19 protein-coding genes are annotated in these 20,670 nt (G+C 69.1%); 7 read left to right on the forward strand and 12 right to left on the reverse strand.

The window, feature by feature from the left end:
* Window positions 1-154: 154 nt before the first annotated feature.
* From BMX74_RS41355 to BMX74_RS44700, 3 genes are all read left to right on the forward strand, one after another.
* Window positions 155-745 (forward strand): hypothetical protein, encoded by a 591-nt coding sequence (locus BMX74_RS41355; RefSeq protein ID WP_091105901.1) that lies wholly within the window; start codon window positions 155-157, stop codon window positions 743-745.
* A 158-nt stretch (window positions 746-903) separates the two neighbouring features.
* Window positions 904-1,359, forward strand: a complete 456-nt coding sequence (locus BMX74_RS44695) for a hypothetical protein (RefSeq protein ID WP_177227717.1) — start codon at window positions 904-906, stop codon at window positions 1,357-1,359.
* A 104-nt stretch (window positions 1,360-1,463) separates the two neighbouring features.
* Window positions 1,464-1,790 carry a ParB N-terminal domain-containing protein gene (locus BMX74_RS44700; RefSeq protein ID WP_177227719.1) on the forward strand — a complete coding sequence of 109 codons (327 nt, stop codon included), beginning with the start codon at window positions 1,464-1,466 and terminating at the stop codon, window positions 1,788-1,790.
* 84 nt (window positions 1,791-1,874) lie between these two features.
* Here BMX74_RS44700 and BMX74_RS41370 read toward each other — a convergent pair whose 3' ends face one another.
* The 10 genes from BMX74_RS41370 to BMX74_RS41415 form a co-directional block, all read right to left on the reverse strand.
* On the reverse strand, window positions 1,875-2,618 hold the full coding sequence (locus BMX74_RS41370; RefSeq protein ID WP_091105906.1) for a GIY-YIG nuclease family protein: 744 nt from the start codon (window positions 2,616-2,618) through the stop codon (window positions 1,875-1,877).
* 186 nt (window positions 2,619-2,804) lie between these two features.
* Window positions 2,805-3,785, reverse strand: a complete 981-nt coding sequence (locus tag BMX74_RS41375) for a C40 family peptidase (RefSeq protein ID WP_143078956.1) — start codon at window positions 3,783-3,785, stop codon at window positions 2,805-2,807.
* A complete protein-coding gene (locus BMX74_RS41380) occupies window positions 3,782-4,771 on the reverse strand; it encodes a replication-relaxation family protein (RefSeq protein ID WP_177227721.1) in 990 nt (329 codons plus the stop codon). Before BMX74_RS41380 ends, BMX74_RS41375 begins: the two co-directional genes overlap by 4 nt.
* Before the next feature lie 128 nt (window positions 4,772-4,899).
* Window positions 4,900-7,440 carry a type IV secretory system conjugative DNA transfer family protein gene (locus tag BMX74_RS41385; RefSeq protein WP_143078957.1) on the reverse strand — a complete coding sequence of 847 codons (2,541 nt, stop codon included), beginning with the start codon at window positions 7,438-7,440 and terminating at the stop codon, window positions 4,900-4,902.
* Window positions 7,437-9,293: a VirB4 family type IV secretion system protein gene (locus BMX74_RS41390; protein WP_256257609.1), complete on the reverse strand. Its 1,857-nt coding sequence runs from the start codon at window positions 9,291-9,293 to the stop codon at window positions 7,437-7,439. The genes BMX74_RS41385 and BMX74_RS41390 overlap by 4 nt, the downstream gene beginning before the upstream one ends.
* A complete protein-coding gene (locus tag BMX74_RS41395; RefSeq protein WP_091105911.1) occupies window positions 9,290-10,282 on the reverse strand; it encodes a PrgI family protein in 993 nt (330 codons plus the stop codon). Before BMX74_RS41395 ends, BMX74_RS41390 begins: the two co-directional genes overlap by 4 nt.
* Window positions 10,279-11,739, reverse strand: a complete 1,461-nt coding sequence (locus BMX74_RS41400; RefSeq protein WP_091105912.1) for a TrbL/VirB6 family protein — start codon at window positions 11,737-11,739, stop codon at window positions 10,279-10,281. The genes BMX74_RS41395 and BMX74_RS41400 overlap by 4 nt, the downstream gene beginning before the upstream one ends.
* 242 nt (window positions 11,740-11,981) lie before the next feature.
* Complete coding sequence (locus BMX74_RS46215) at window positions 11,982-12,398, reverse strand: pilin (RefSeq protein ID WP_256257610.1); 417 nt, start codon at window positions 12,396-12,398, stop codon at window positions 11,982-11,984.
* Window positions 12,399-12,712: 314 nt separating this feature from the next.
* Window positions 12,713-13,576: a hypothetical protein gene (locus tag BMX74_RS41410; RefSeq protein ID WP_091105913.1), complete on the reverse strand. Its 864-nt coding sequence runs from the start codon at window positions 13,574-13,576 to the stop codon at window positions 12,713-12,715.
* A 384-nt stretch (window positions 13,577-13,960) separates the two neighbouring features.
* Window positions 13,961-14,374: a hypothetical protein gene (locus tag BMX74_RS41415; protein WP_177227722.1), complete on the reverse strand. Its 414-nt coding sequence runs from the start codon at window positions 14,372-14,374 to the stop codon at window positions 13,961-13,963.
* A gap of 392 nt (window positions 14,375-14,766) precedes the next feature.
* On the opposite strand from BMX74_RS41415, the gene BMX74_RS44705 reads away from it, so the two are divergent.
* The 4 genes from BMX74_RS44705 (at window position 14,767) to BMX74_RS41430 (ending at window position 18,871) form a co-directional block, all read left to right on the forward strand.
* Entirely contained in the window at window positions 14,767-15,708 is a 942-nt protein-coding gene (locus tag BMX74_RS44705; protein WP_177227723.1) for a hypothetical protein, read from the forward strand.
* Window positions 15,708-16,613: a TRM11 family SAM-dependent methyltransferase gene (locus tag BMX74_RS41420; RefSeq protein ID WP_177227725.1), complete on the forward strand. Its 906-nt coding sequence runs from the start codon at window positions 15,708-15,710 to the stop codon at window positions 16,611-16,613. Before BMX74_RS44705 ends, BMX74_RS41420 begins: the two co-directional genes overlap by 1 nt.
* 312 nt (window positions 16,614-16,925) lie before the next feature.
* Complete coding sequence (locus tag BMX74_RS41425) at window positions 16,926-17,183, forward strand: helix-turn-helix transcriptional regulator (RefSeq protein WP_091105917.1); 258 nt, start codon at window positions 16,926-16,928, stop codon at window positions 17,181-17,183.
* Window positions 17,184-17,188: 5 nt separating this feature from the next.
* Window positions 17,189-18,871, forward strand: coding sequence for a tyrosine-type recombinase/integrase (locus tag BMX74_RS41430; RefSeq protein WP_177227727.1), 1,683 nt, complete (start codon window positions 17,189-17,191; stop codon window positions 18,869-18,871).
* 1,187 nt (window positions 18,872-20,058) lie between these two features.
* On the opposite strand, the gene BMX74_RS41435 is transcribed toward BMX74_RS41430, so the two are convergent.
* The gene (locus BMX74_RS41435; protein ID WP_091105920.1) at window positions 20,059-20,268 is read right to left on the reverse strand and encodes a hypothetical protein; all 210 of its coding nucleotides are present in this window, start codon (window positions 20,266-20,268) and stop codon (window positions 20,059-20,061) included.
* A gap of 69 nt (window positions 20,269-20,337) precedes the next feature.
* Window positions 20,338-20,670 (reverse strand): transposase (locus BMX74_RS41440; protein WP_177227728.1); only part of this gene is annotated, 333 nt, incomplete at its 5' end.

Raw genomic sequence — 20,670 nt, forward strand, 5'->3', positions numbered from 1 at the left:
GGGCCGCTACCCAGCCGCGTTCAGGCCGTATCACCACCCGCCCACCTGCACCGGTCCGGCGCGGCCGGGTTGGACTTCGCGCCGCTCGACCGGGGCGGCCCCATGACCCTCACCCGTTCATCCGCCCGTGTCACCCGACGAAAGGAATGCACCCATGGATGACCGCTATCAGCCAGGCTCACTGTGCCCGAACGACAGGCCGGGCACCGCGTCCGCACCCGGAAGCAGCGCTGGTCCGGCCGAAGACGCACGCTCCTTCGACGAGTTGACCGCAGAGAAGATCACCGCCGTGCGGCATGCCTACTACGCGGCGGCGGCCGAGGGGGTCACCGCCCTGCAGAACGGGCGATGGCTGTCGGGCGAGCAACTGTTCGCCGCCGCGCACTCCCAGGCGTCCCGAGCCTGGTGGGATCTGGTGGATCAGGAGATCACCGGCAAGAGGCTCACCAGCGATCACGCGGTGCGTCGGGTGCGCTCCTGGGCCCGCCACTACCTGACCGGGGAGCCTCCGGCCGCCCGGCCGGGCACATTGTTCGACCACGCACTCGCCCACGCCTCACGTATCGCCGCCCGCGACTTCCTCACCGTCAGCGGCCAGCTTCTTACCCAGCACCTCGCCGAGGCCCGGGACGGAGCCGACGTTCGGGCTCCAGGCATGCGGGTGGACAACCGCCACCCTGCCAGCTCGCTCCCGAACCCGGTAGTGCTCCCGGCGATTCCCTCAACGAGGGCGGATGCGCCGTGAACGCACGACAGGCCGTGTCAGCGCGTCCTGGCGCTGGCGTCATCACCCGACGAAAGGACAGCCCCATGGGGAACCCGCAGCACCCCGATGCCCCAACTCGCGCAGCCGACACCGGCACCACCGCCACCTCTTGGCCCGACCCGAGCGAAGCAGTGTCCGTGGAGGCGATCATCGAGCAGGCCTGCCAGCTACGGCGGCACAATGCCGACATCATCGGACAGCGGCTGAGCCGGGGCGAGCGGCTGAGCGCCGAGGTGCTCTACGGCATCCTGCACGCCCAAACACTCGCGGGTTGGTGGCTGCTCGTCGACCGGCGCATCCAGCACGTCCGAGGCAGCCGAGGACTGACTCCAGAGCAGGTGGTAGCCAGGTTCGTCTCCTGGATCAGGCCCTACCGGGAGGACGACGCAGTCCCGGCGAATGCCGCGACGTCCGTACGTGTCCTCGGGCTGCACAGCGAGCACGGGCTCGCCTTGGCGCATTTCGACCGGGCCTTGGCCCTCATCCGGCAGGACGCGGCTCGAACCTTCCTGGCTCAGGTCAAGACACTCGTGCCGGCCTCGCCGGCGGAGCAGGCCCCCCGCAGCTCGGCTGGGCAGGAGGCGAAGGCATGAGCAATAGCACCGCCACCGGCAATCCCTCCAGCGTGCCTGAGCCAGCGACCACGAGCAGGCCCGCCCCGGGCCACGCTGACAGCTCGCGGTTGGAGTTCTTCCAGATGATGTCCTGGAGGTGGGACATCACCACCGCCAAGAAGCTCACCCGCGCCCGCACCCCAGAGGGCCGGATCGAGCCCAGGGAATGGGCGGGCATGCTCCAATTGGTGTCCATCGACACCGAGCACGCCGCCCAGGTGGATCTGTCCGAGCCGTTGATCGTGGCCACTGTCCCGAACGGCGGAATGCTGATCATCGACGGCTGGCACCGCCTGTACAGGGCCCTGACCACGGGGGTGGCAGAGCTGCCCGCCGTGGTGCTCACGGCCGAGGAGGAACTCGCCTGCCGGATCTTCGGTGGGGAGAAGGGACAGGGCTACCTGCGGTAGCGCCTGATCCGGTGGCGTAGGAGGCATGCCCCGCCCAGCACAGAGTAAGTGTGCTGGCCGGGGCATACCTCCTGCACCACCGGCTCACGGATGTTTGCCCGAATCCTTCTCCACCCTGAGAGGGTTCTTGCCCGCGTTGATAAGCGCGATCCGCTCCTGCAGCTCTTCCCATGTTGGATCCTGTAGCAGGTAGCGGTTGGGCCCGTACCCGAAGACGCTCACGTAGGGTTGGGGCTCTCCCGGCGCAGGCGCAGGCCCGCGTTTGATCATTTTGACGAGGGGGCCGCCGCCGTCCGGGGCGTTGGGGTTACGCGGATGGAGGTTGTGGCCGATCAGGCGGAGCACGGACGTGACGGGGAGTAGGTAGTCGATGAGGCTGGTTTCCTCGTCATCCGAGAGGGTGGGGTCTTGGGGCCGGTTGCGGTTGTGCAGGTTGACCTGCCCCGCCCCGGCGAGATGGTCGTAGAGACGGCCTTCGAGCCATCCGGCTTCGCTGCTGTTGAGTCTCTCGTCGTCGTTGGATTCGTAGCGGATGAGCAGGGCCCGGTACCAGTGGTCGCGTCCTTTGAGCTGCTGGAGGACGCGTTGGCGGAGTCCGGGGCTGGTGGCCTTGCCGATGTAGGCTCCCCACCGGCCCTCGGCGTCCGGGCGGTCGAGCAGGATGTAGGCGCCGGGGACGTTCCAGCTCCGTTCGAGACGGTTGGCGTAGTCGCGGTCGAGCAGGAGCATGCCGGCGACCTTGTGCTTGGCGCGGATCTTGATCGGGTTGTCGAGGTCGCAGGAGAGGCTGACGACGAGCGGGGCCGGGGCGAGTCGCACGGCGCACATGGCCTCTCCTTCACCTGGTTTAGCTGGAGATATTCCTAAGAGTATCGGTCAAGTCGCTCTTGGTGATTATGGTATCGGGAAGAAACGAGCAGGTCACCCCTGGGATAGGGCGCGCAGGTTGGCGCTAGCGGGGACGTCATGTCAACGCCGGTTAGATGAAGCGCCGTTGCCTACAGTGGCGTGTGATCAGCGTGGATCGGGTTGGCCGGTGGGCGCGTGGGCGGCCGGGCGGGTGAACCCGATCAGGTCCCCGCGTTGGTAGGCGTCGATCTTGACGACGGTGCGCCGGTTGGGGGCGTGGATCATCTTGCCGCCTCCGATGACGAGGCCCACATGTCCGGGGCCGTCTGCTTCCATCCGGAAGAAGGCGAGGTCTCCGGGCTGTTCCTGGCCTTTCGGGATGGGCGGCCCCCATCGCCATTGGTCAGCGGCGACGCGCGGGATCGAGATCCCGGCGGCTTGGTAGGCGCGCATCGTCAGGCCGGAGCAGTCGAAGCGGTCGGGTCCTTCGGCTCCCCAGAGATAGGGCTTGCCGAGCTGAGCGTGGGCGTAAGCAATGACGGCGGCGATCTGCTCGCCGGGGATGAGGGGGACGCAGGTACCGGCCAGCGCATCGACGACGCGTTGCGCGAGTGGCTCCCACTGGGCATAGGCGTCGGGAAAGCCGGAATGTTGCACCGCTTGGGCGGCGCGGGTGACCGGGAGCTGCTCCCAACGCGGCACCTTGACCAAGCGGTCGTAGAAGGTGCCGGTGGCGTGTCGAGGGTCGAGAACCTGCTCCATGGTTCCCCAGCCTTGGGAGGGCCGTTGTTGGAACAGGCCGAGGCTGTCGAGGTGCCCGGAGCGCAGATTGCGCAGCTTGGACTCCTGCAGGGCGGTGGCGAGAGCGATCACTGCCGCCCGCGCAGGCAGGCCGCGCTCCATCGCGATCTGGACGATGAGCGCGGCGTTGGCCTGCTGCTCGGCGTCCAAGGTCAGAGCGGGGGCGACGCCGGTGGTAGCTGAGGCCGCGACCGGCCCGCCCACCGTACTGCTCGCCATGCTGGGCGTGATGGCGCAGGCGACACCGCCAGGCGTTCCGGAGCCGGTGAGGATGCTGGAGGCGGCTGCGAGGAACGCCAACATGATGAGCAGCAGGAGGGCGGCGCCGGCCGCGGCCGCCTTCACCTGCTCTCGCCTCCTGCACGCAGCCCAGCTGCGCTGTCGCTCTGATGACGGTCCTGGTCGCAGGTGGGCGGGCCTTGGATGCGGCCGAGAGTCAGATGCGGCCAGGCATCGGCGAGGTCGGCCAGCCGCATCCGGTCCTGCCCGACCTGGGCCGGGGCGGGCAGCCACACGGGCCCGGTGGGCCCGTCCCCGTCGTGGGTGTGGACGGCGGTGGCGACAGGGAGGTCGGTGGCTGTGAGGAGTTGGCGCAGGTTGGCTTCGCGGGTGGGGCTGGGCAGCCAGAACAGCACTGGGGTGTTGATGCCGGTGGCGGCGGTGAGGTTGCGGTAGTCGTGGAGTTTGTCGGCGACGCGCTTGAGGGTTTCACTGCCGGTGTCGTGTTCGAGAAAGAAGTCGATCTCGTTGCCGTTCTCCCGCCACTGACCCCAGGCGTCCGGGCGGGCCAGGTCGCCCCAGAGCTTGGCGCACTGCTGCTCCGACCACCAAGCCCTGAGTTCAGCGCCCGTTCCCACATCGGGCCCTACCTCGGTGCTGGTGCTGGTGGGCTTGGCCGCAAGGCGGCGGGCGTAGTAGTGCAGGCGGGAGAAGAAGTCGTTGACGCCGACCTGGTGATTGAGCCGGGAGGAGACGGCGATGGGGATCTCCGGGTTGTAGCCGAGTTCTTTGACGGTGATCCCCTGGCGGGCTGCCAGGATGGCGGCTCCGGCCTTGCCCAGGACCCAGTGGATGGGGGCCGAGCCTGCGCCGTATCCGGCCCAGGGCCGGAAACAGGTGACGGCGTTGAGCAGGTACAGGGTCCTCATGCGTTTGCGGGTGGACTGGGGAATGCCGAAGAACATGCGCTGGATCTGGTGGGTGGTCAGCACGCGGTGCCGGTGCAGGTGGGTGAGGATGTCGTAGTCACGCGAGGTCAGCCGCGCCGACAGGGTGGGCAGCGTGGTCTGGTCCAGGCGAGGCTGTCCGATGGGGACAGGAAGCAGGCTCATGTGCATCTCCTTGCGAGTTGGTCGGGCGGTGGTCTGGTTGGAGCGGGTGCGGGGCCGTGGTGGCATGGCGGGGTCCTGACGGGTGTGCGGTTGGGTTGGTCGTTGGTCAGCAGCAGTCGAGGACGGGGCTAGCTATTGGAGGGTTGGCCAGAACGCGGGTCCAAGCTGGAGGCGCTGCCACGCGGGGGGTCGTGACGCGAGCCTGGGGAAGCGGCACCGTTGGGTGCGGTGAATCGGTCGCGGGACGCTTGCCGGATCTCGACTTCGCGGCCTTCGACGATGGCGGGCAGGGGCCGGGTGCGCAGGGTGAACGCAGGCGTCTGCTGACCGTCCACGATGAGGCGGGCGGCAGCCTGGTAGGCGCCGAGGTGGGTGAGGTCGTGCGGGCTGATCAGGGGCGCGGTGTGGTGCTTGAGGTCGTTCGCGTCTTTGGGTGAGGCGTTGAAGTAGATCTTGTTACGGGCGTCCGCTGACAGGGCCTCGCGCAGATCGGCGGGGAGCTGGTCGAGGTGCTGGTGAGCCAGAACCAGGGACAGGCGGTAGCCGCGTGCTTCGGCGAGCACGTCGTTGATGTGGCCTGGCAAGTTCAAGAAGTTGTGACATTCATCGATGACCAGCGATGCGTCGGCCCGGTTGGTTTCGGCGAGGTTGGAGCGTCGGGTCGCGGCCTGCCAGGTGTGGGCGAGCAGGATGGAGCCGAACAGCCGGGCGGCATCGTCGCCGAGGATGCCTTTCGGGAGCCGGGCCAGCACCAGCCCTCCCTGATCGAGGAGCTGGCCGATGGGAACGGTGGTGTCCGGGCTGGCCAGCGCCTGCCGCACGAACGGTCGTAGCAGAACCGCACGAAGCTTGTTCATCACCGGGCCGATCACAGTGGCCTGCCCGGCGGGAGTGAGCGCTTCGTAGGATTCCCAGAACCCGGCCAACAGCTCATCACCCAGCCGGGAAGTAGTGCGGGTGCGGAAGGCCGAATCGGTCAGCAGTCGGGGCACGTCGGCCAGGGTTGCCTTGCGGCCCAGCACGCTGGTCAAGGTGAGGCAGGTGGAGCGGAGCAGGTCATCCACCCGCGGTCCCCAGGCTGTGGAGAAGCAGCGGTGGAAGATGGTGACGACGGAGTCGACGGCGAAGGCCGGGTCGTGTCCGGCGAGGATGTTGATCGACGGCGGCGGTGAGTCATCTTGTGGGTCGAACACCACGGTCTTGCCGACGGCTCGTTTGGGGAGCCGGTTGAGGATGTCAGTGACGAGGTCGCCTTTGGGGTCGATGACCAGGGCGCCCCGCCCGGCGTGGGCGTCGGCAAGGACGAGGTTGGCCAGCAGGGTGGATTTGCCGACGCCGGTGCCGCCGAGGACGTGGGTGTGATGGCGGGCGTCGGCTACGGGCAACGCGACGGGCCGCTGTGGGCCGCTGTCGGCGTCCCCGAGGACGCGGGCCGTCCTTCCCGCTGTGGTGCGGGGTATGGCCGGGGACGGTGCGATGGGGCGGGCTCCGGCGCGGGTGACGCCGGGCGCGTCGATGTCCCACGGCAGGTGCGCCAGCGCGGCCAGCTCGGCGGCGGACAGCAGATGGCCGCTGTCGAGGCGACGCGAGCCGACCACGCGGCGAGGGCGCCGCAGGCGGGCTCGGCGCAGGTACTGGTGGCTTCCGGTGAAGAGGGCGAAGACGCCGGCCAGGGTGTGTGCTTGACCTCGCAGCCACCCGCGGACCAGATCGGAGGAGCCCATGCCGTCTTGACGGGCCTGCGCTGAGGTGCCTGCGGAGGCGGGTTCGCGGCTGGTGGCGACGGCGTAGCGGATGGCGACGGTGTAGCGGGGCTGACCGGCTTTGGCCAGGATCGCGCGTACCTGTTCGGCGCGTTCGGGGAAGTCGCGGGCGAGGTCACCGGGGCGATGGTCGCGAGCGTCGGTGGGCAGGGGGAGGATCTCATCGAAGAGGCGGCCGAGGTGGTTGCGGCTGCTCCCTCCGCGCAGGTGGGCTGCTGCCTTGTAGGCGTGCCCCAGGCGACGGCCGGTGGTGGGACGGGCCAGGATCTGAACGACGGCGTGCTCGCCCTCCCGTAGTCCGCTCATGGCCTCCAGGAGGGAGCGGACCGGGTCGTGGTCGTGGTCGGTCTTGAGCGGGAAGTGCTCCGGGGCGGCGAGCACGAGCCGTCCGCCCGCGACCTTTGCGTCCTTGGGGAAGGGGGAGGTGGCGGGGTGTGTGGTGGTGGTCGCGCCTGGCCAGGCGGCCTGGATGGTCTTCTCCACGATGCCGGGCGGGATGAGACCGGGCACCCACAGCCGGATGCGGACTCCGGCGTCGCTGCCGTGGTACTCCCACGCCAGGTGCGGCTGGCCGGTGAACAAGCGCTTCCACGCGGGTCGGAGCAGGCCGACGAGCTGGCGCCACAGCACCACGGCGCCCCCGGGGTCGCTGCGGGGCGGGCTGGAGATCTCGATGAGCCGGGCCTCGGGCGCCATGTCGATGTGGTGGAGCCAGCCGAACAGGTGGCGTACGGCGGCGGTCAGGGCCCAGATGACGGCGAGGACCGCAGCCAGGCGCGGCCCGTAGATGAGCGCGAGTTCTGGCAGGCGGCTGGGCAGTTCGGCAAGGAAGTCGAGCGCGGTCTGGACATCGCGATCGCCGATGCCGCACAGCAGGCAGGGCACACTCTGAGGGCTCGTGCTCAAAGCGGGTCACCCTCTTCGTCGTTGGGGTGGTCGTTGCTGATCTCGCTGAAGCCGGGGTCGGGTGGTCGCGTGGCTCGGGGTGGTAGCGAGTTCGGTTCTTCGCCTTCATCGAGTTCGGCGAGATGGGCGGGGTCGGTGGTGATCAGCTCGATCTCGCGGGGCGAGGCGATGACGTGGAAGGCGGCTCGGCTGGCGGGGCCGGCGACCAGGAGTGCCTCGCCGCGTTCGGCGGTGAGCAGGAACTGGCGTTCGCCATCGGTCAGGTCGAAGGCGTCCCCGACCGCGCCGATGGCCTGAGGTGCCTGGCGCAGGAGGATCTGGTTGGCGGCGTTGGCGACGATGGCCTGCCCGAGTTCGGAGCCGAGCAGGTCGGCGGCGTCCTGGGTGACGACGGCGAGCCCGGCCCAGTGCTTGCGTGCGGCCTTGGCCATCCGGAACAGGAACCGGGCGCCCTCGGGCTCCTTCATCAGCAGCCAGGCCTCATCCACGACGACGAGGCGTTTCTTGCGGTTCCGCGGGTTGGCGACCTGCCGCCAGATGGCGTCCAGCGCCAGCAGCGTGCCGACCGCCTTCATCTCTTCGGGCAGGTCTCGTAGTGAGAAGACGGTCAGGTGCCCGGCCGGGTGAGTGGTGGTGGGGCCGTCGAACAGCTCCCGGTAGGAGCCGGAGACGTAGGGGGCGAGCTGCGCGGCCAGCTCCGCCCCTGCGGAACCAGCGGTCATGGGGTTTCTGGTAAGTGTGCTGACCAGATCGGCGAGCAGGGGTGCGGGCCGGGTCCAGGTGCCCGGGTCGCGGGTGATCCCGGCGGCTTGGTAGGTGGCGATGATCGCCGAGTCGAGGACGGCGCGGGTCTGCGGAGTGAGTTGGCCGCCGAGCATGGTGGCGATCAGGGTCTGCAGGAACATCGCCCGGCGAGACAGTACGTCGTCGTGTGGGCCGTGGCTGGCGGGCAGGTCGAAGGGGTTCCATCGCACTCCGGCCGCGCCGAGGTGCAAGCAGATGCCGCCGACAGCTCGGGCCAGGCGCGCGTACTCGTCTTCAGGGTCGACGACGGCGACCTCGACCCCTTGGTAGAGGAGGCGAAGGGTTTCGAGCTTGGTGAAGAAGCTCTTGCCCGCGCCGGAGCGAGCCAACACGACGGAGTTGTGGTTGTCCTGGGCGTAGCGGTCCCAGAGGATGACGCCGCAACTGGTGGCGCTCAGCCCATACAGCACGCCTGTCGCTCCGACGTCGGTCGGCAGGTCGGGTGAGGTGAAGGGGAAGGCGGCCGCCAGCGCGGCCGTGTCGAAGGTGCGTGTCGCGCTGAGCGAGTCAACGCCCAGGGGCAGGGTCGTGGTCCAGCCCTGCAAGGCCCGGAACGTGGCCGGCTGCGCATCGAGCAGGAGCGAGGAGGCGAGCGCTCGGACGCGTTCCACCTCGGCGTCCAGCTCTACCTTTGTAGGGGCGTGGATGGTGAGGTAGAGACCGACCTTGAACAGGCGGCCGTGGCCCCGGGCGAGGCTGTCGGCCAGGTCGGTGGCGTCGTCGGCGGCGGCCTCGGCCGCGAAGTCGGCGAGCCTGCCGTGCTGGGCGTCGGCGCGGCTGGCTGATTCCAGGCGGGCGAGCTGGCGGCGTAGCCGCATCGCGGCGATCTGCTGCGGGATCGGTTGGATGTGCAGGGAAACATCCAGGCGGCCGTGGTAGGTGAGCAGGGGTTCCAGCCAGCCCGCGCCGACCTCTCTCGGGTAGCCGGTTACGGCGAACGACGCGGAGACGGCGTCGGGCAAGGTGATCGTCCGGGCGCCGACCTGGACAGCGGCGGGGCGGAGCAGCGTCCCAGGCTCTTGGTCGTGGAGACGGCGGCGGATTCTCACGTGTTCCTCCCGAGATTGCGTGCCGTGGCGGAGGGCTGCGCTGTCGCGTAGATCGGCTCGTCGGGGAGGGCTTGGCCGAGCGGGTGCCGGCCGCCGGGGTCGAGGCACTCGGTAAGTGCTTGGGCGGCTTGTTCGGCGTCCAGCACGCGGGTGGTGACGCCGAGTGCGGCCAGGGCGCGTTCTGCTTCTGCGGCCCTGCGCAGGACGACCACGGCCGAGGCGTCTCGCCGCACCGAGCGGCGCCCTCGGCGGGCGGGGGGATGGTCGCGCAGGACGACAAGAACTTGCCGGGTCAGCAGTTCGCGTGAGCTGTTCAGCTCGGCGAGGTAGCCGGCGTGGTCACGGGCGGCAGAGGCCAACGCGGCATGCGGCAGGACGTCTGCCTGGTGCTCGATGGCGTGGATGAGGTCGGACAGGTCGGCGGGCCGGGCTCGGGCCAGCAGTTGCACGGGCGCTTCCAGAGAGTTCAGCCATCGCCCGAACGCTCCGACCAGCGCGGCCTGCTCGCTGGTGGTGCGCAGGTGGAAGGACAGGGTGCTGGTCTCCACCAGAACGGCGACGCCTCCGTCGGCGAGTTCGAGAGCGCCGTCGGTACGGATCGCCTGCACTGGCAGCCGCAGCGGCGCAGGCAGCTTCCCGCGCAGGCGGCACCACCGCGGCGGCCCGGCCACTCCCTCAGGAGCGGCGACCAATCTCTTGCGAGCTCGGGCGAACAACAAGGCAGACAGCGCGAACCGGTCCAGGCTCAACCCGTCGCGTCGCCCGAGCGCGACAGCGAGACCGAGGGCCAGGAGCGGGAGCAGGATCGCAGCCAGGATGACCACAGGCAACAACTGGTGGCACAGGTAGTAGATCGCGGCGGCGACCCCGCCGGTGAGGGTGATGATGAGGATCTGGCGGAAGGTCAGCCCATAGGCGATCTTGTCCGGCAGGTTGATGTCAGCAGGAATGCGCGCCAGCAGGGGCGGCGGTTCAGCCTCGTGCTTCAACGGCCCTCCCTCCGTGGTTGACGGTCAGCGCGTGGGACGCGGCGGGGCGGCGGATCGAGCCGCAGGCGGAGCTGGCCCTGCCGAGGTGCGCGGGTGGGCATGCCGGGAATCCGGTCCTGAACCCAGGGCGGCCGTGGTCGTATCCAGGGCCGCGCTGTCGTCGTGTCGGGTGGGCGGGGTGGTGTGGGAGGGCGCGGGACACGGGTGACCGGAAACGGTAGTGCGAGCTGCTTACCCTGCCGGGCTCGCCTGCCGGCGGCGGCTGCGCCTCCGGGGGCCGGCGTCGGTGATGTGTGGGGTGGCAGGTTGAGCGGCAGCGCGAGCTGCTGCCAGGTGGGCGCGCTGTTGGGCATGGCTGCTCCCGATGAGCTGGGTGGGGTCTGCGGGCCTGAGGGGCGCGGCCGGGGTCCCTTCGGGGCCCCTTGGTTCTTGGGCGTGCCGGGGCGGCCCTTACCTGGCGGTCCGCCGGGCCGGTGCGTGGCTCGCGTAGCACTCTTGCGGGCGGCTGTGTGCCCGGCTTTCCCGAGGGTGCGGGCGGCGCCGAGCGTCTTGTAGACGATCAGGGCCTTGATCAGCCGTTTCAGCATGTGGGGCTGGCCCTGCTGCCAGATCGCCCTGGCCACCCAGCCGGGGATCTTGATCAGGACGAACAGGATGCCGATCACAATGAGCGCGTCCAACGCCCGGTTCGCGGTGGGCCGTACCAGCGCCTCGACCGCGTCCCCCGTGCTGGGGGTTGCCGGTTTGAGCGGGTAGGCGGCGGCAGAGTCGGTGAGGAACAGCTTGAACGCCAGAATGAGGCCGAGGGCTTGCAGGACCTGGATGGCCAGTAGGCCGAAGAAGCACCGCCACCACAGCTTGGCGATGCCCTCGGTCTGCGGGAGCGCATGGCACAGCAGCGCCAACGGCGCGGCGATGATGAGAAACAGCAGCAGCGTGATGCGGATGAGGCCGATGAAGGCGAGAACAAGTCCCATCAGCGCCGCCGCGCCGATCAGCAGCACCAGGAACAGCACGGTGCCCTTGGGGTCGTTGATCAGGCCGTCGACTTTGGCGGCGATCAGGTTCCCGGCCCGCTGGCCGTCAACCCCGTCACCGAGGAGCGCGGCGACCATGGCGTTGGCGAGCTCGATCGCGTACTGGCAGATGGTCAGCGAGGAGTTCAACACGATCACTGCCACCACCACGCGCGGAATGAGTTCGCCGAACGTGGTGGAGGTCTGGAGGCTGCCGTAAGCCATCACGATCACGCCCCCGGACAGCACCATCAACCCCAGCAGCGCGTTGGCGACCAGGCGTACGTGGCCGGACAGCTCCTGAACCCGTTCCAGCATCACGGGTGGAGGCGCGGAGAGCAGGACGCTGCCGACCAGGACGAAGGCCGGATTGATCGCCTCGGTTACCAGGCTGGTGAACCAGCCGTTCATCGCCTGGTTGATCTTGCAGCCGATGTCCATCCACCCGCACTCCTGCACACTCGCGGGCGGTGACGGCGGCGTGGACGGTGGCTGCTGGCCTGGTGGGATAACTTGCGGTGAGGGAACCGGGCTAGAGGAAGGCGCTGGCGTCGGTGTAGGTGCCGGGTCGGCGTGAGCCGGTATGGCGAGTCCGGTCAGGAGAGTGACCAGAGCCAAGGCCAGTGCCGTGCTCAGCCACGGCAGCCTTCTTGGCGCCTGGACTCGTGGGAGACGAGGCACCCTCAGGCCCCGACGATGCCTTTGAGGATGCTCACCAGCAGGGGTGCCAGGACAGCGATGCCGTAGCCGAGAGCGGCGTAGCGCAGGGTCTTCTTGGCGGCTTCGACTTCGCCGGGGTCGCCGCCGGCCAGGATGTAGCGCACTCCTCCGACGGTGAGGAAGAGGGTGGCCAGGGCCACCAGCAGGCCGACGATGACGTTACGCAGGTTCTCGATCACCCCGTTCAGCGAGGACGGGGCCGCCGCGTGGGCCGGTATCCGGCTGGTGGAGTCGGCGTAGGCGGCGGCGAAGGCAACGGCGTGGACGATGATGTACTCGAGCAGGGTGCCCACGACGAGACCGCCGAGAACGACCAGCACGATGAGGCAGATCTTGACGCTGTGAGCTTGTGGTGAGGTGGTGCGGCGCGGGCGGGTCACGTGTTGCCTCCCAGGGTGGTGAAGCGGGGCGAACGGCGGTCGCGAACGGGTTGATGGCGTGGGGAGAGGGCAGCGCGGAGGTGCCGGGCCCGGCTGCGGGGCCGGGTGGGCGTCCTCCTTCACAGGGCGGAAGCAGTTGGCTGGGCCGGGTGACAGGGACCGGTGACCAGGGGCCCGGATGCCGGGGCGCGGCGCCCTCCGCGCTGCCTTCTCAGCTGGATAAAGACCGGGTCGAAGAGCCGAGTTAGGACATCGGAGCCAGCGGATTTTGCACAGGCTTTGCTGCTCGGCTCACGCTGGCGCCGCTGCGATCGCTAGAGGCTGCCCTTGAGAAGGGCCTGGTAGAGGGCGTTTTCGGCGCGCTGGCGGCGCTTGAGTGTGGTGCAGTAGAGCAGACCGCGGCGACGGCAGTAGGAGCTGAGGGAGATGCCCTCCAGCCGGGTGAAGCCGATGAGGTCCGCCTCCGGTTCGGTGATGACCCCTTGCGCGACCGCCTGGGCGAGAAGCAGGTCGGGGTGGCCGGCCGGGTAGGCGAGCGGCTGCTGACGCTCTTCCGAGCGGTCGATGAGGTCGGGGTCAGCCAGGAGGGTGGGCCACTCGGGAGCGTAGGCGCGCAGCACGGCGAACTGGGTGAGCCGTGATAGCCGCAACACCGGGTGCGACCAGGCCAGCTTCACCCGGGTCAGGGCTTCCATGTAGGCGGCTAGCACTTCGGCCTCCAGGTCCTCTCGATCAGCACGAACCGGGCGGCCGCCCTGCTCGAAGTCGATCTTGTCGGTGAGCGGGGTGACGAGGCGGCGCAGCATCGGGAGGGCGAGTGCGACGGCGGCGACCATCCACGCTCCTCGGTGGGTGCGGGCCTGCTCGATGAGGTGCCGCCAGACGTGGTCGCGGGTGATGCGCGAGCAGGACGGGTGCAGCAGCATCACCCGCAGTTCGTCCATCGGGATCGGCCGGGCGGGGAGCCCTTGCCCGAGGGTCCCGCCGTCGACCGACAGCGGGTCCGGGCCGCGCATGAGTAGGTGGAAGGCGTGCTCGGCCACGTCCAGTGCCAGCGAACTGGCCAATCCGGGCACCATGCCGGGGACGGAGAGGTCCGTGATGGATCGGCCGGTGCCGGTGGGCGAGGGCTGGGTGGCCGTGCTGTTGACGGTCGAGCCGGCGATGTCTGCAGGCATGGGGGTCGAAGGGTGAGACATGGCGACGCTCCCGAAAGACGAGTTCGGTTCGGACGTCGCCATCCCGTCAAAGGCGCTGGGCAAGAACCGGACGGCAAGCGATCAGACATCGGACATGGCAAAGATCACGCAAACTTTTGACCACGCCCCGGAACTGGGAATGACCTGCGGAAACTTCTGGAGCAGACGTAGGTGCTCGTCGGCGGCCACGAGGCAGTCTTCCGCGCCCTTACGTGCGGGAAGCTCTGTGACCTGCGGAAACGCGATGAGCCCGAAATTGTCGGGTCAAGATTGTGTCAACGGGGAAGACCTGGGCTGAAACGTGGAGACCGAACCTCCTGGCAGGCCTAGAGCGCATCGCGGACGCGGCCTGCCGCTCGTTGTTCAGAGATCCGCACCTGGCCTGCCTGGCCGGTTGTGGGAGGTGGTCAGCCGGCTGGTGCTGAGCATGCGGGCCTCGGCTTGGGCGTGCGAGATGACGGCTGAGACCGCCTCGGCCGCGCGGCGGTCTGCCAGTTCGCGGATCTCCTGAGGTGGGTCACGGTCGTCGATGACGAAGAGGGTTCCGTTGTCGGCGGCGTGAGTGCGTACGTGCCAGCCAAGTCGGCGTCCGGCTGCTCGTGCGGCCCGTCGCACGTCGGCGAGCTCTCCCAGTTCCGTCACAGCGTCCTGGTTGAGGATGAGCTGGCCGTAGAAGCCTCGGTACTCCGGTCTGAGGCCGGCGGCCATCATCGCCTTGATCTGGTCGACGAGCTTCGCGAAGCGGCGTTCGGCCAGTTCGTCCTTCTGGCCGCGCATGCGAACCACCTCCCGCTTACACGGCTGGATGCGTGTCTTCTCAGCGTAGGCCGATGCTGCTCGGAAGTGGTGGCCTGTGGGAATGAAGCCGGGACGGAAAGCTGCCCGAAACGTGTGCAGGATGTGCCCGAGAGCGCTGTGACCTGCGAAAACGTGTGTGGCTGCGGTGGGGCGGCGGCGGCAAGGCGTATGTGCTGGCTCCGGGTGAATGGCGGCCAGGCCAGCACACCCCCGAATGGGCTGGAACCCTCCAATGTCCAACCCGCCATACGCGGCGGACCAGCGGCAGGATTGCCGAACCTTTGCTTGACGGCCTGTCCTAACTCAGGATTTCGAGCCGGTATTTGGATCAGTGACAGGGATCGCTGACCCGGTACTCGGGCCACACCCGCATGACCGAACCCACCACCACCTCTTCGTCCAGCACTTCCACCACCTCGACGCCGGCCATCGATCCTTTCCGTGAACTCTCCGTAAGCCGCGAGGCTCAGGAGCCTTCGCGGGGGCATCTGCCGCTGACTGTGTGGCTGGCGTCAGCCGACACCGAATCCGTTCCGACCTGCGCGGAGGGCTGTTGCCATCCGGTCAGCGGCCCGCTGGCCCGTCAACTCATCGTGGCGTGTACTCGGCTGGGCGAGACGGTGGTCCATCTCGGCGCCAGCGATCATCAGCTGGTCTCGGCCGCGTTGACGGCGGGCTGCCTGCCGGTGGCCGTCTTCACCGATGCCGCTCGCGAGGGCGTGATCTGGACCCGGCTCGCGCGTACCCATCCCGCCCACGACCTGAAGGTCACCGACCTGCGCATCACCGACCTCGACGACGAGGCGCCGCTGGCCGACCTCGCCGACAGCGCGGGCCTGGTGGTGACGGAGCAGACCTGTGGCCAGCCGGGTAGATGCCCCGGCCGGCCGACCTCGCACGAGGCGCCCAGGGCGTACGGCATCGCCGCGGCGGCGAGGCTGGTGAAGCCGGGCGGGCATCTGGCCGTAGTGACCGGTCTGCACCGCCAAGGCGGCGTAGTGGACCCGCTGCCGGAGGTCATCGTCCGGGCCCGGAGTGTAGGGCTGGTGTATCTGCAGCACATCGTCGCCCTGCGCCACCCCGCTCGTGGCGAGCGCATCGAACCGGACCCCCTGCGTCATGGGCTGGCCGGGCTGCAGGAGCTTCCGGCGTGCGCCGGATTGCCGACCAGTGCCCGGGTCCACTCGGACGTGCTGCTTTTCACCCGGCCAAAGGGGCTTTCCAAGCCGCACGAACCAGAAGCGGCGTCTTGGAGCAGTGCTGCTTCGCCAGCCACAACCGCGTCCATCGCCCAGGTGGGAGGTGGGCGTTGATGGCCGAGCCGACGACGTCGGTGTGGGCGACCGGGCAGCAGCCCTCGCGGATACAGCGTCGGGGCCGGTATGTGCCGGAGTCGATGCGGCATCCGGGCAAGATGCTCCCCGCGATCGCCGCCCGGGTGATCGCCTCCTATACCCGGGCGGGAGAGCTGGTGGTCGATCCGATGTGCGGGATCGGCACCACCCTGGTCGAAGCCGCCCATCTGGGCAGGCACGCAGCGGGCGTGGAGTACGAGGAGATGTGGGCGCGCCTGGCCGTCGCGAACGTCGGTCTCGCCAGGAAGCAGGGGGCGTCGGGCTTCGGGCGGGTGGTGGCAGGGGACGCCCGCAACATCACCCGGCTGCTGCCGGATCTGGCCGGGCGGGTGACGCTGGTGCTGACCTCCCCGCCGTACGGCGCGCACACCCACGGCCACATCCGCTCCACCCGCGACACCGGGGAGGCGGGCGTGCGGAAGTGGAACCAGCACTACTCGGCCGATCGCGGCAACCTCGCCCATCAGCAGCTCCCGGCGTTGCTGGAGGGGTTCGGCCGCATCCTGGCCGGGTGCATGGAGCTCCTGCGCCCTGGCGGGGTGGCGGCGATCACAGTGCGGCCGTATCGGGTGCATGGGGAGCTGGTCGACCTGCCCGGTCACGTCCACCAGGTGGCGGAGGAAGCGGGCCTGTTGTTCGTGGACCGGATCGTGTGCCTGCTGTGCGGCCTCGGTGAGGGCCACCTGCTGAACCGGGCGTCGTTCTTCCAACTGCATGAGGCGCGCAAGGCGTGGGCGCGCGGCCTGCCCATCCACGCCGTCGCGCACGAGGACCTGCTGGTCTTCCGCAAGCCTGCCGCGCCACCGCCCAAGCCGAGCCCCAGCTTTCGACATGACCTCCGGGAGGGCCGCGAGTTGGAGTAGCCCCTGACACGCCCCTGTTCCTGGCCCGGATTCGGGCCGGGAGCTGGGTGCGGGCGTAGACCTGCGGATTTCGCTTGACGCGGGCCATGGAGGTGGGCGTCGATACCGCCGCCACCACCCCAACCCCACACCGGACCCACGGGCCGGGGGCTGTGACCGCCCGTCCATGAACGGTGGTCACACCCCCGACCAGGGCCGGGCGGTGCCGGGCCGGTGGCGCAGCGCCCACCACAGCCCGCCACAGCCGTACCGGCCGCGCATCCCGCACGGCCCACGACGGCCCCTGTTCATCAACGCCCATGGAGGTGATGCATGACCAACACAACCCCGAACCAGCCCCAGGCACCCGAGGCCACGGAACGGCCGGAGGTGGTCAGCCTGCTGGCCGCCGGGCGGCTGCTCGGAATAGGCCGCACCAAGGCATACCGCCTGGCCAAGGCAGGCGAGTTCCCGTGCCGGGTGCTGCGGATCGGCGGCCGGTACGCGGTACCGACGCGCGGGCTGCTGGCGCTGCTCGACCCCACCACTCAGGGCGGCAACGACAGCCGCCCGTCCGGCGAGAACGGATGACCACGATGGCCAAGGATCCGCAGCGGACAGCAGCGAAGGCGCCGAGAGTCGCCAAAGGCACCACATTCAAGATTTGCTCGTGCATCGACCCCGTCACCGGCAAGAACATCAGCAAGACCTGCCCCAAACTGCGCCGCACCCACGGTGACGGCGGCACCCGATGGAGCACCACCCACGGCACCTGGGGCTACCAGCTCGAACTACCCGCTCAGGCCGACGGCAGGCGGCGTAACCCGTTGCGGCGCAGCGGGTTCACGACACTGGAGGACGCCGAAGCCGAACTGGATCACGCCCGCGGCCTGCTCGCCCTCGACAACGAGCCCGCAGTCCGGCGGCAGATCACCAAGCTGATGCTGTCAGTGCTCAAGGACACCAAGCGCCTGCCCGACCTCGAAGAGGTCCGGCGCAAGGTCCGCACCCGCCAGGACCTCAACCGCCACATCACCGTGGCCGAATGGCTGGAGGAGTTCCTCAAGCGAAAGCGCGCGATCGAGGCGACGACGAAACGCTCCTACGAGTCCCACGTCCGCCTCTACCTCAAGCCGTACCTCGGCGACATCCGGCTGGACCGGCTACGGGTCTCCGACATCGCGGGCATGTTCGACGCGATCGAGGAGTTCAACGACATCATCGCCACCGAACGAGCCAGCGGCGACCCCGCCCGCGTGGCAGCGGTGCGCTACCGGCGTCCAGTCGGCCCGACCACGATGCACCGCATCCGCGCGACGTTGCGGCACGCGCTGAACATCGCGATCTGCCAAGACCGGCTGCTGGACTTCAACCCCGCCGCCGTGGTCGAGCTGGCTCCTGCCGTACGCCCCAAACCGGTCATCTGGACGCAGGAGAAGGTGACACAGTGGCACAAGGACCACACCACACACCTGGACCGGCTCAAACGCGCCCGTGAAGGCAAGCGGGTCGACCCGCTCGCGGCCTACATCGGTACGCCACGGCCCTCCCCGGTCATGGTGTGGACACCCGAGCAAACGAACGCCTTCCTCACCCACGCCCGCAAGGACCGGTTGTTCGTCCTGTATCGGCTGATCGCCATGCGCGGCCTGCGGCGAGGCGAGGGAGTTGGCCTGCGCTGGACCGACGTCATCTTCGAGCAGTCGAGGATCGGGATTCACTGGCAGATCACCCAGCTCGGCTGGGACCCGATCCAGGGCACGCCCAAGACCGACGCCAGCGACCGCGAGGTCGCCGTGGACGCCGAGACGATGGCCCTGCTCAGGGAGCACAAGAAGCGGCAGGCCCGGGAGCGGCTGGCCGCGGGTGAGGACTGGGTGGACTCCGGGTTCGTCTTCACCGATGAGCTCGGCCGGCCGCTGCACCCGCAGCACGTGACCGACCGCTTCTACGCGATCTGCTGCCAGGCGGGTCTGCCACCGATCCGGCTGCACGACCTGCGCCACGGCGCGGCGACCGCGATGCTCGCAGCTGGGGTGGACATCAAGATCGTGCAGGAGACGCTCGGGCACAAGACCTCGGCCTTCACCCGCGACACCTACACCAGCGTCTATCCCGAAGCAGCAGCTGCGGCGGCCGAGGCGACCGCCGCCTTCCTCACCGGACCGACCGTTCCCGCGCCCCGGCCAGTGCCATCCGGGCGACCCGCCACTGAATCCCCAACGACCGAGGCGGCTGGGGAGACGAAGGGATCGGTGATCTACTTGCCCAACAGGTAGCCGCCAGGAAGAAGGTAGGGCAGAGGCCGGTCAGTCACACGCCTGACCGGCCTCTGTCGTTTCCTCAGATCCTCGGTCCGGCAGCAGCACAGGCTGGGAAGGTGGCGCGCTGCTGCCGGACGTCTATGGAGGTGGGCGGCCCCTCGCGTCGCGTGGCTCTGCGTCTGCGACGCGATCTCATTCGAGGGGCCGCCCTGGGCGGCGATCAGGCGGACGGGGGCACCGCCGTGATCGCCGTCGGAGGGTGACTGGCCGGTCTCCGCCTGCCGGCGAGCCACCCGTGGCGACCGCGTCCACGCCTTCACTCCAGGCGTTCGCGGTCACCACCATCTCGAGAGCGTGTCGAGCTCGTCCGCATGACGGCCGTGCGCCCCCGAGAAGGAGGTGCTCTTACCCGGCCTCCCGGACAGGGCCCGGTAAGAGCGCTGTCAGCCGCAAGAATCCCCCACTGCTGGCGGGCTACGGCTCACAGGGTTGTGTGACCTGTCCGGCGGTGCCTGACGGGCGGGGTGATGGCGGTCTCCCAAGCCCCGTCCGTCGCCGTCATGGGATGGCGGGCGCACACCATGGGGGCGGTTCGCGCCCGGCGGTAGGTCAGTGGGCGGATGGGCGGCCGGGGTCAGCACGTGGCCGATGCGTTCGGCGGCCGTGGCCGCGTCGCTGATCGGAGTGATCGGTTCGGCCCACGACCACCAGAAGCTCCACTCGCCTTCTACCGGTGCAGCCGTGATGACCTCCGACAGGGAAGCGCAGCCTGGGTTGATCACTCGCAGGCGCGGCAGCCGGCCAGCCGAGGTGAGGACGCGGGTGTGCAAGCCCTGCGCCTGCAGCAGGGTTTGCAGGTCACCGAGGTGGGTGGTCGCCTGGTCGGCCACGGCGGCAGGGATGGGTTCAGGCATAAGACGATCTCTCCCAGAGGACTCGGGCAGCGGGCGGCTTGTAAACGGGCGGCCAGGTGCGGTTGGTGGAACGTTGAGCTCTCGGCGTCGTCGCGGTGAAGGATGACCCCGAGCGCCGCCTGGGACACCGGCCGGGCCATGGGGGTGGGGGCCTCGAGCACGAAGGCAACGAACCCGGCGGTCAGGGGCAGTGCCAGCGCGGAGATCACCTTGTTACGAGACATGGGGGAACCCTTCGTCACGAGAGATCGGGGAGAACACGAGGCGGGGGATCGTGGTCGGAGACGGTCAGCGGCCGAACAGCGAACGGCCGTTGGCCCGTCGGCGACGAACCCGCCACCAGTGCCAGAGCCCGGCGGCCACGAAGACGCTCGGCCCCAGCACGAGCACCGTGACGATGATGGGGATGGGGACGCTCTCGGCCGAGGCGGTGAACCAGCCGACGAATCCGGCGGTGACGAACAGCGGTAGGAGCACGATCAGGTGATGGCGTCTCACGGAAACTCTCCCCTTGTCTGATGCCAGCCAGAACCCCAAGGCAAGGCTTGTCCGCTGGCTAGTGGCCCGTCACGCAACCTTGGCCGGGTAACTGGTCCAGCTTCTGATCGGTGAGCTGGCGGCGAAGTTGGTCTTGGGCTCGGCTCGGGCGTTGCGCCATCGCACGTAGGCGCCGATCGCCGCGTTCTGCTCGTCATGACTGCGATGGTCGGTGCCGTTCAGCGCGTAGTAGCGCAGCGCGGCGAACTCCGACTCGATCCAGTTCAACCAGGAACCGTAGGTCGGCAGGAACACCAGCTCAACATCACTATCGGCAGCCCAAGCGCGGACCTGGGGATGTTTGTGGGGCGAGTAGTTGTCGGCGATCACATACAGCTTCTCGCCCGGCCAGCGAGCCCGCAG

Source organism: Nonomuraea pusilla (assembly GCF_900109355.1).
In the GTDB taxonomy this organism is placed as follows: Bacteria; Actinomycetota; Actinomycetes; order Streptosporangiales; family Streptosporangiaceae; genus Nonomuraea; species Nonomuraea pusilla.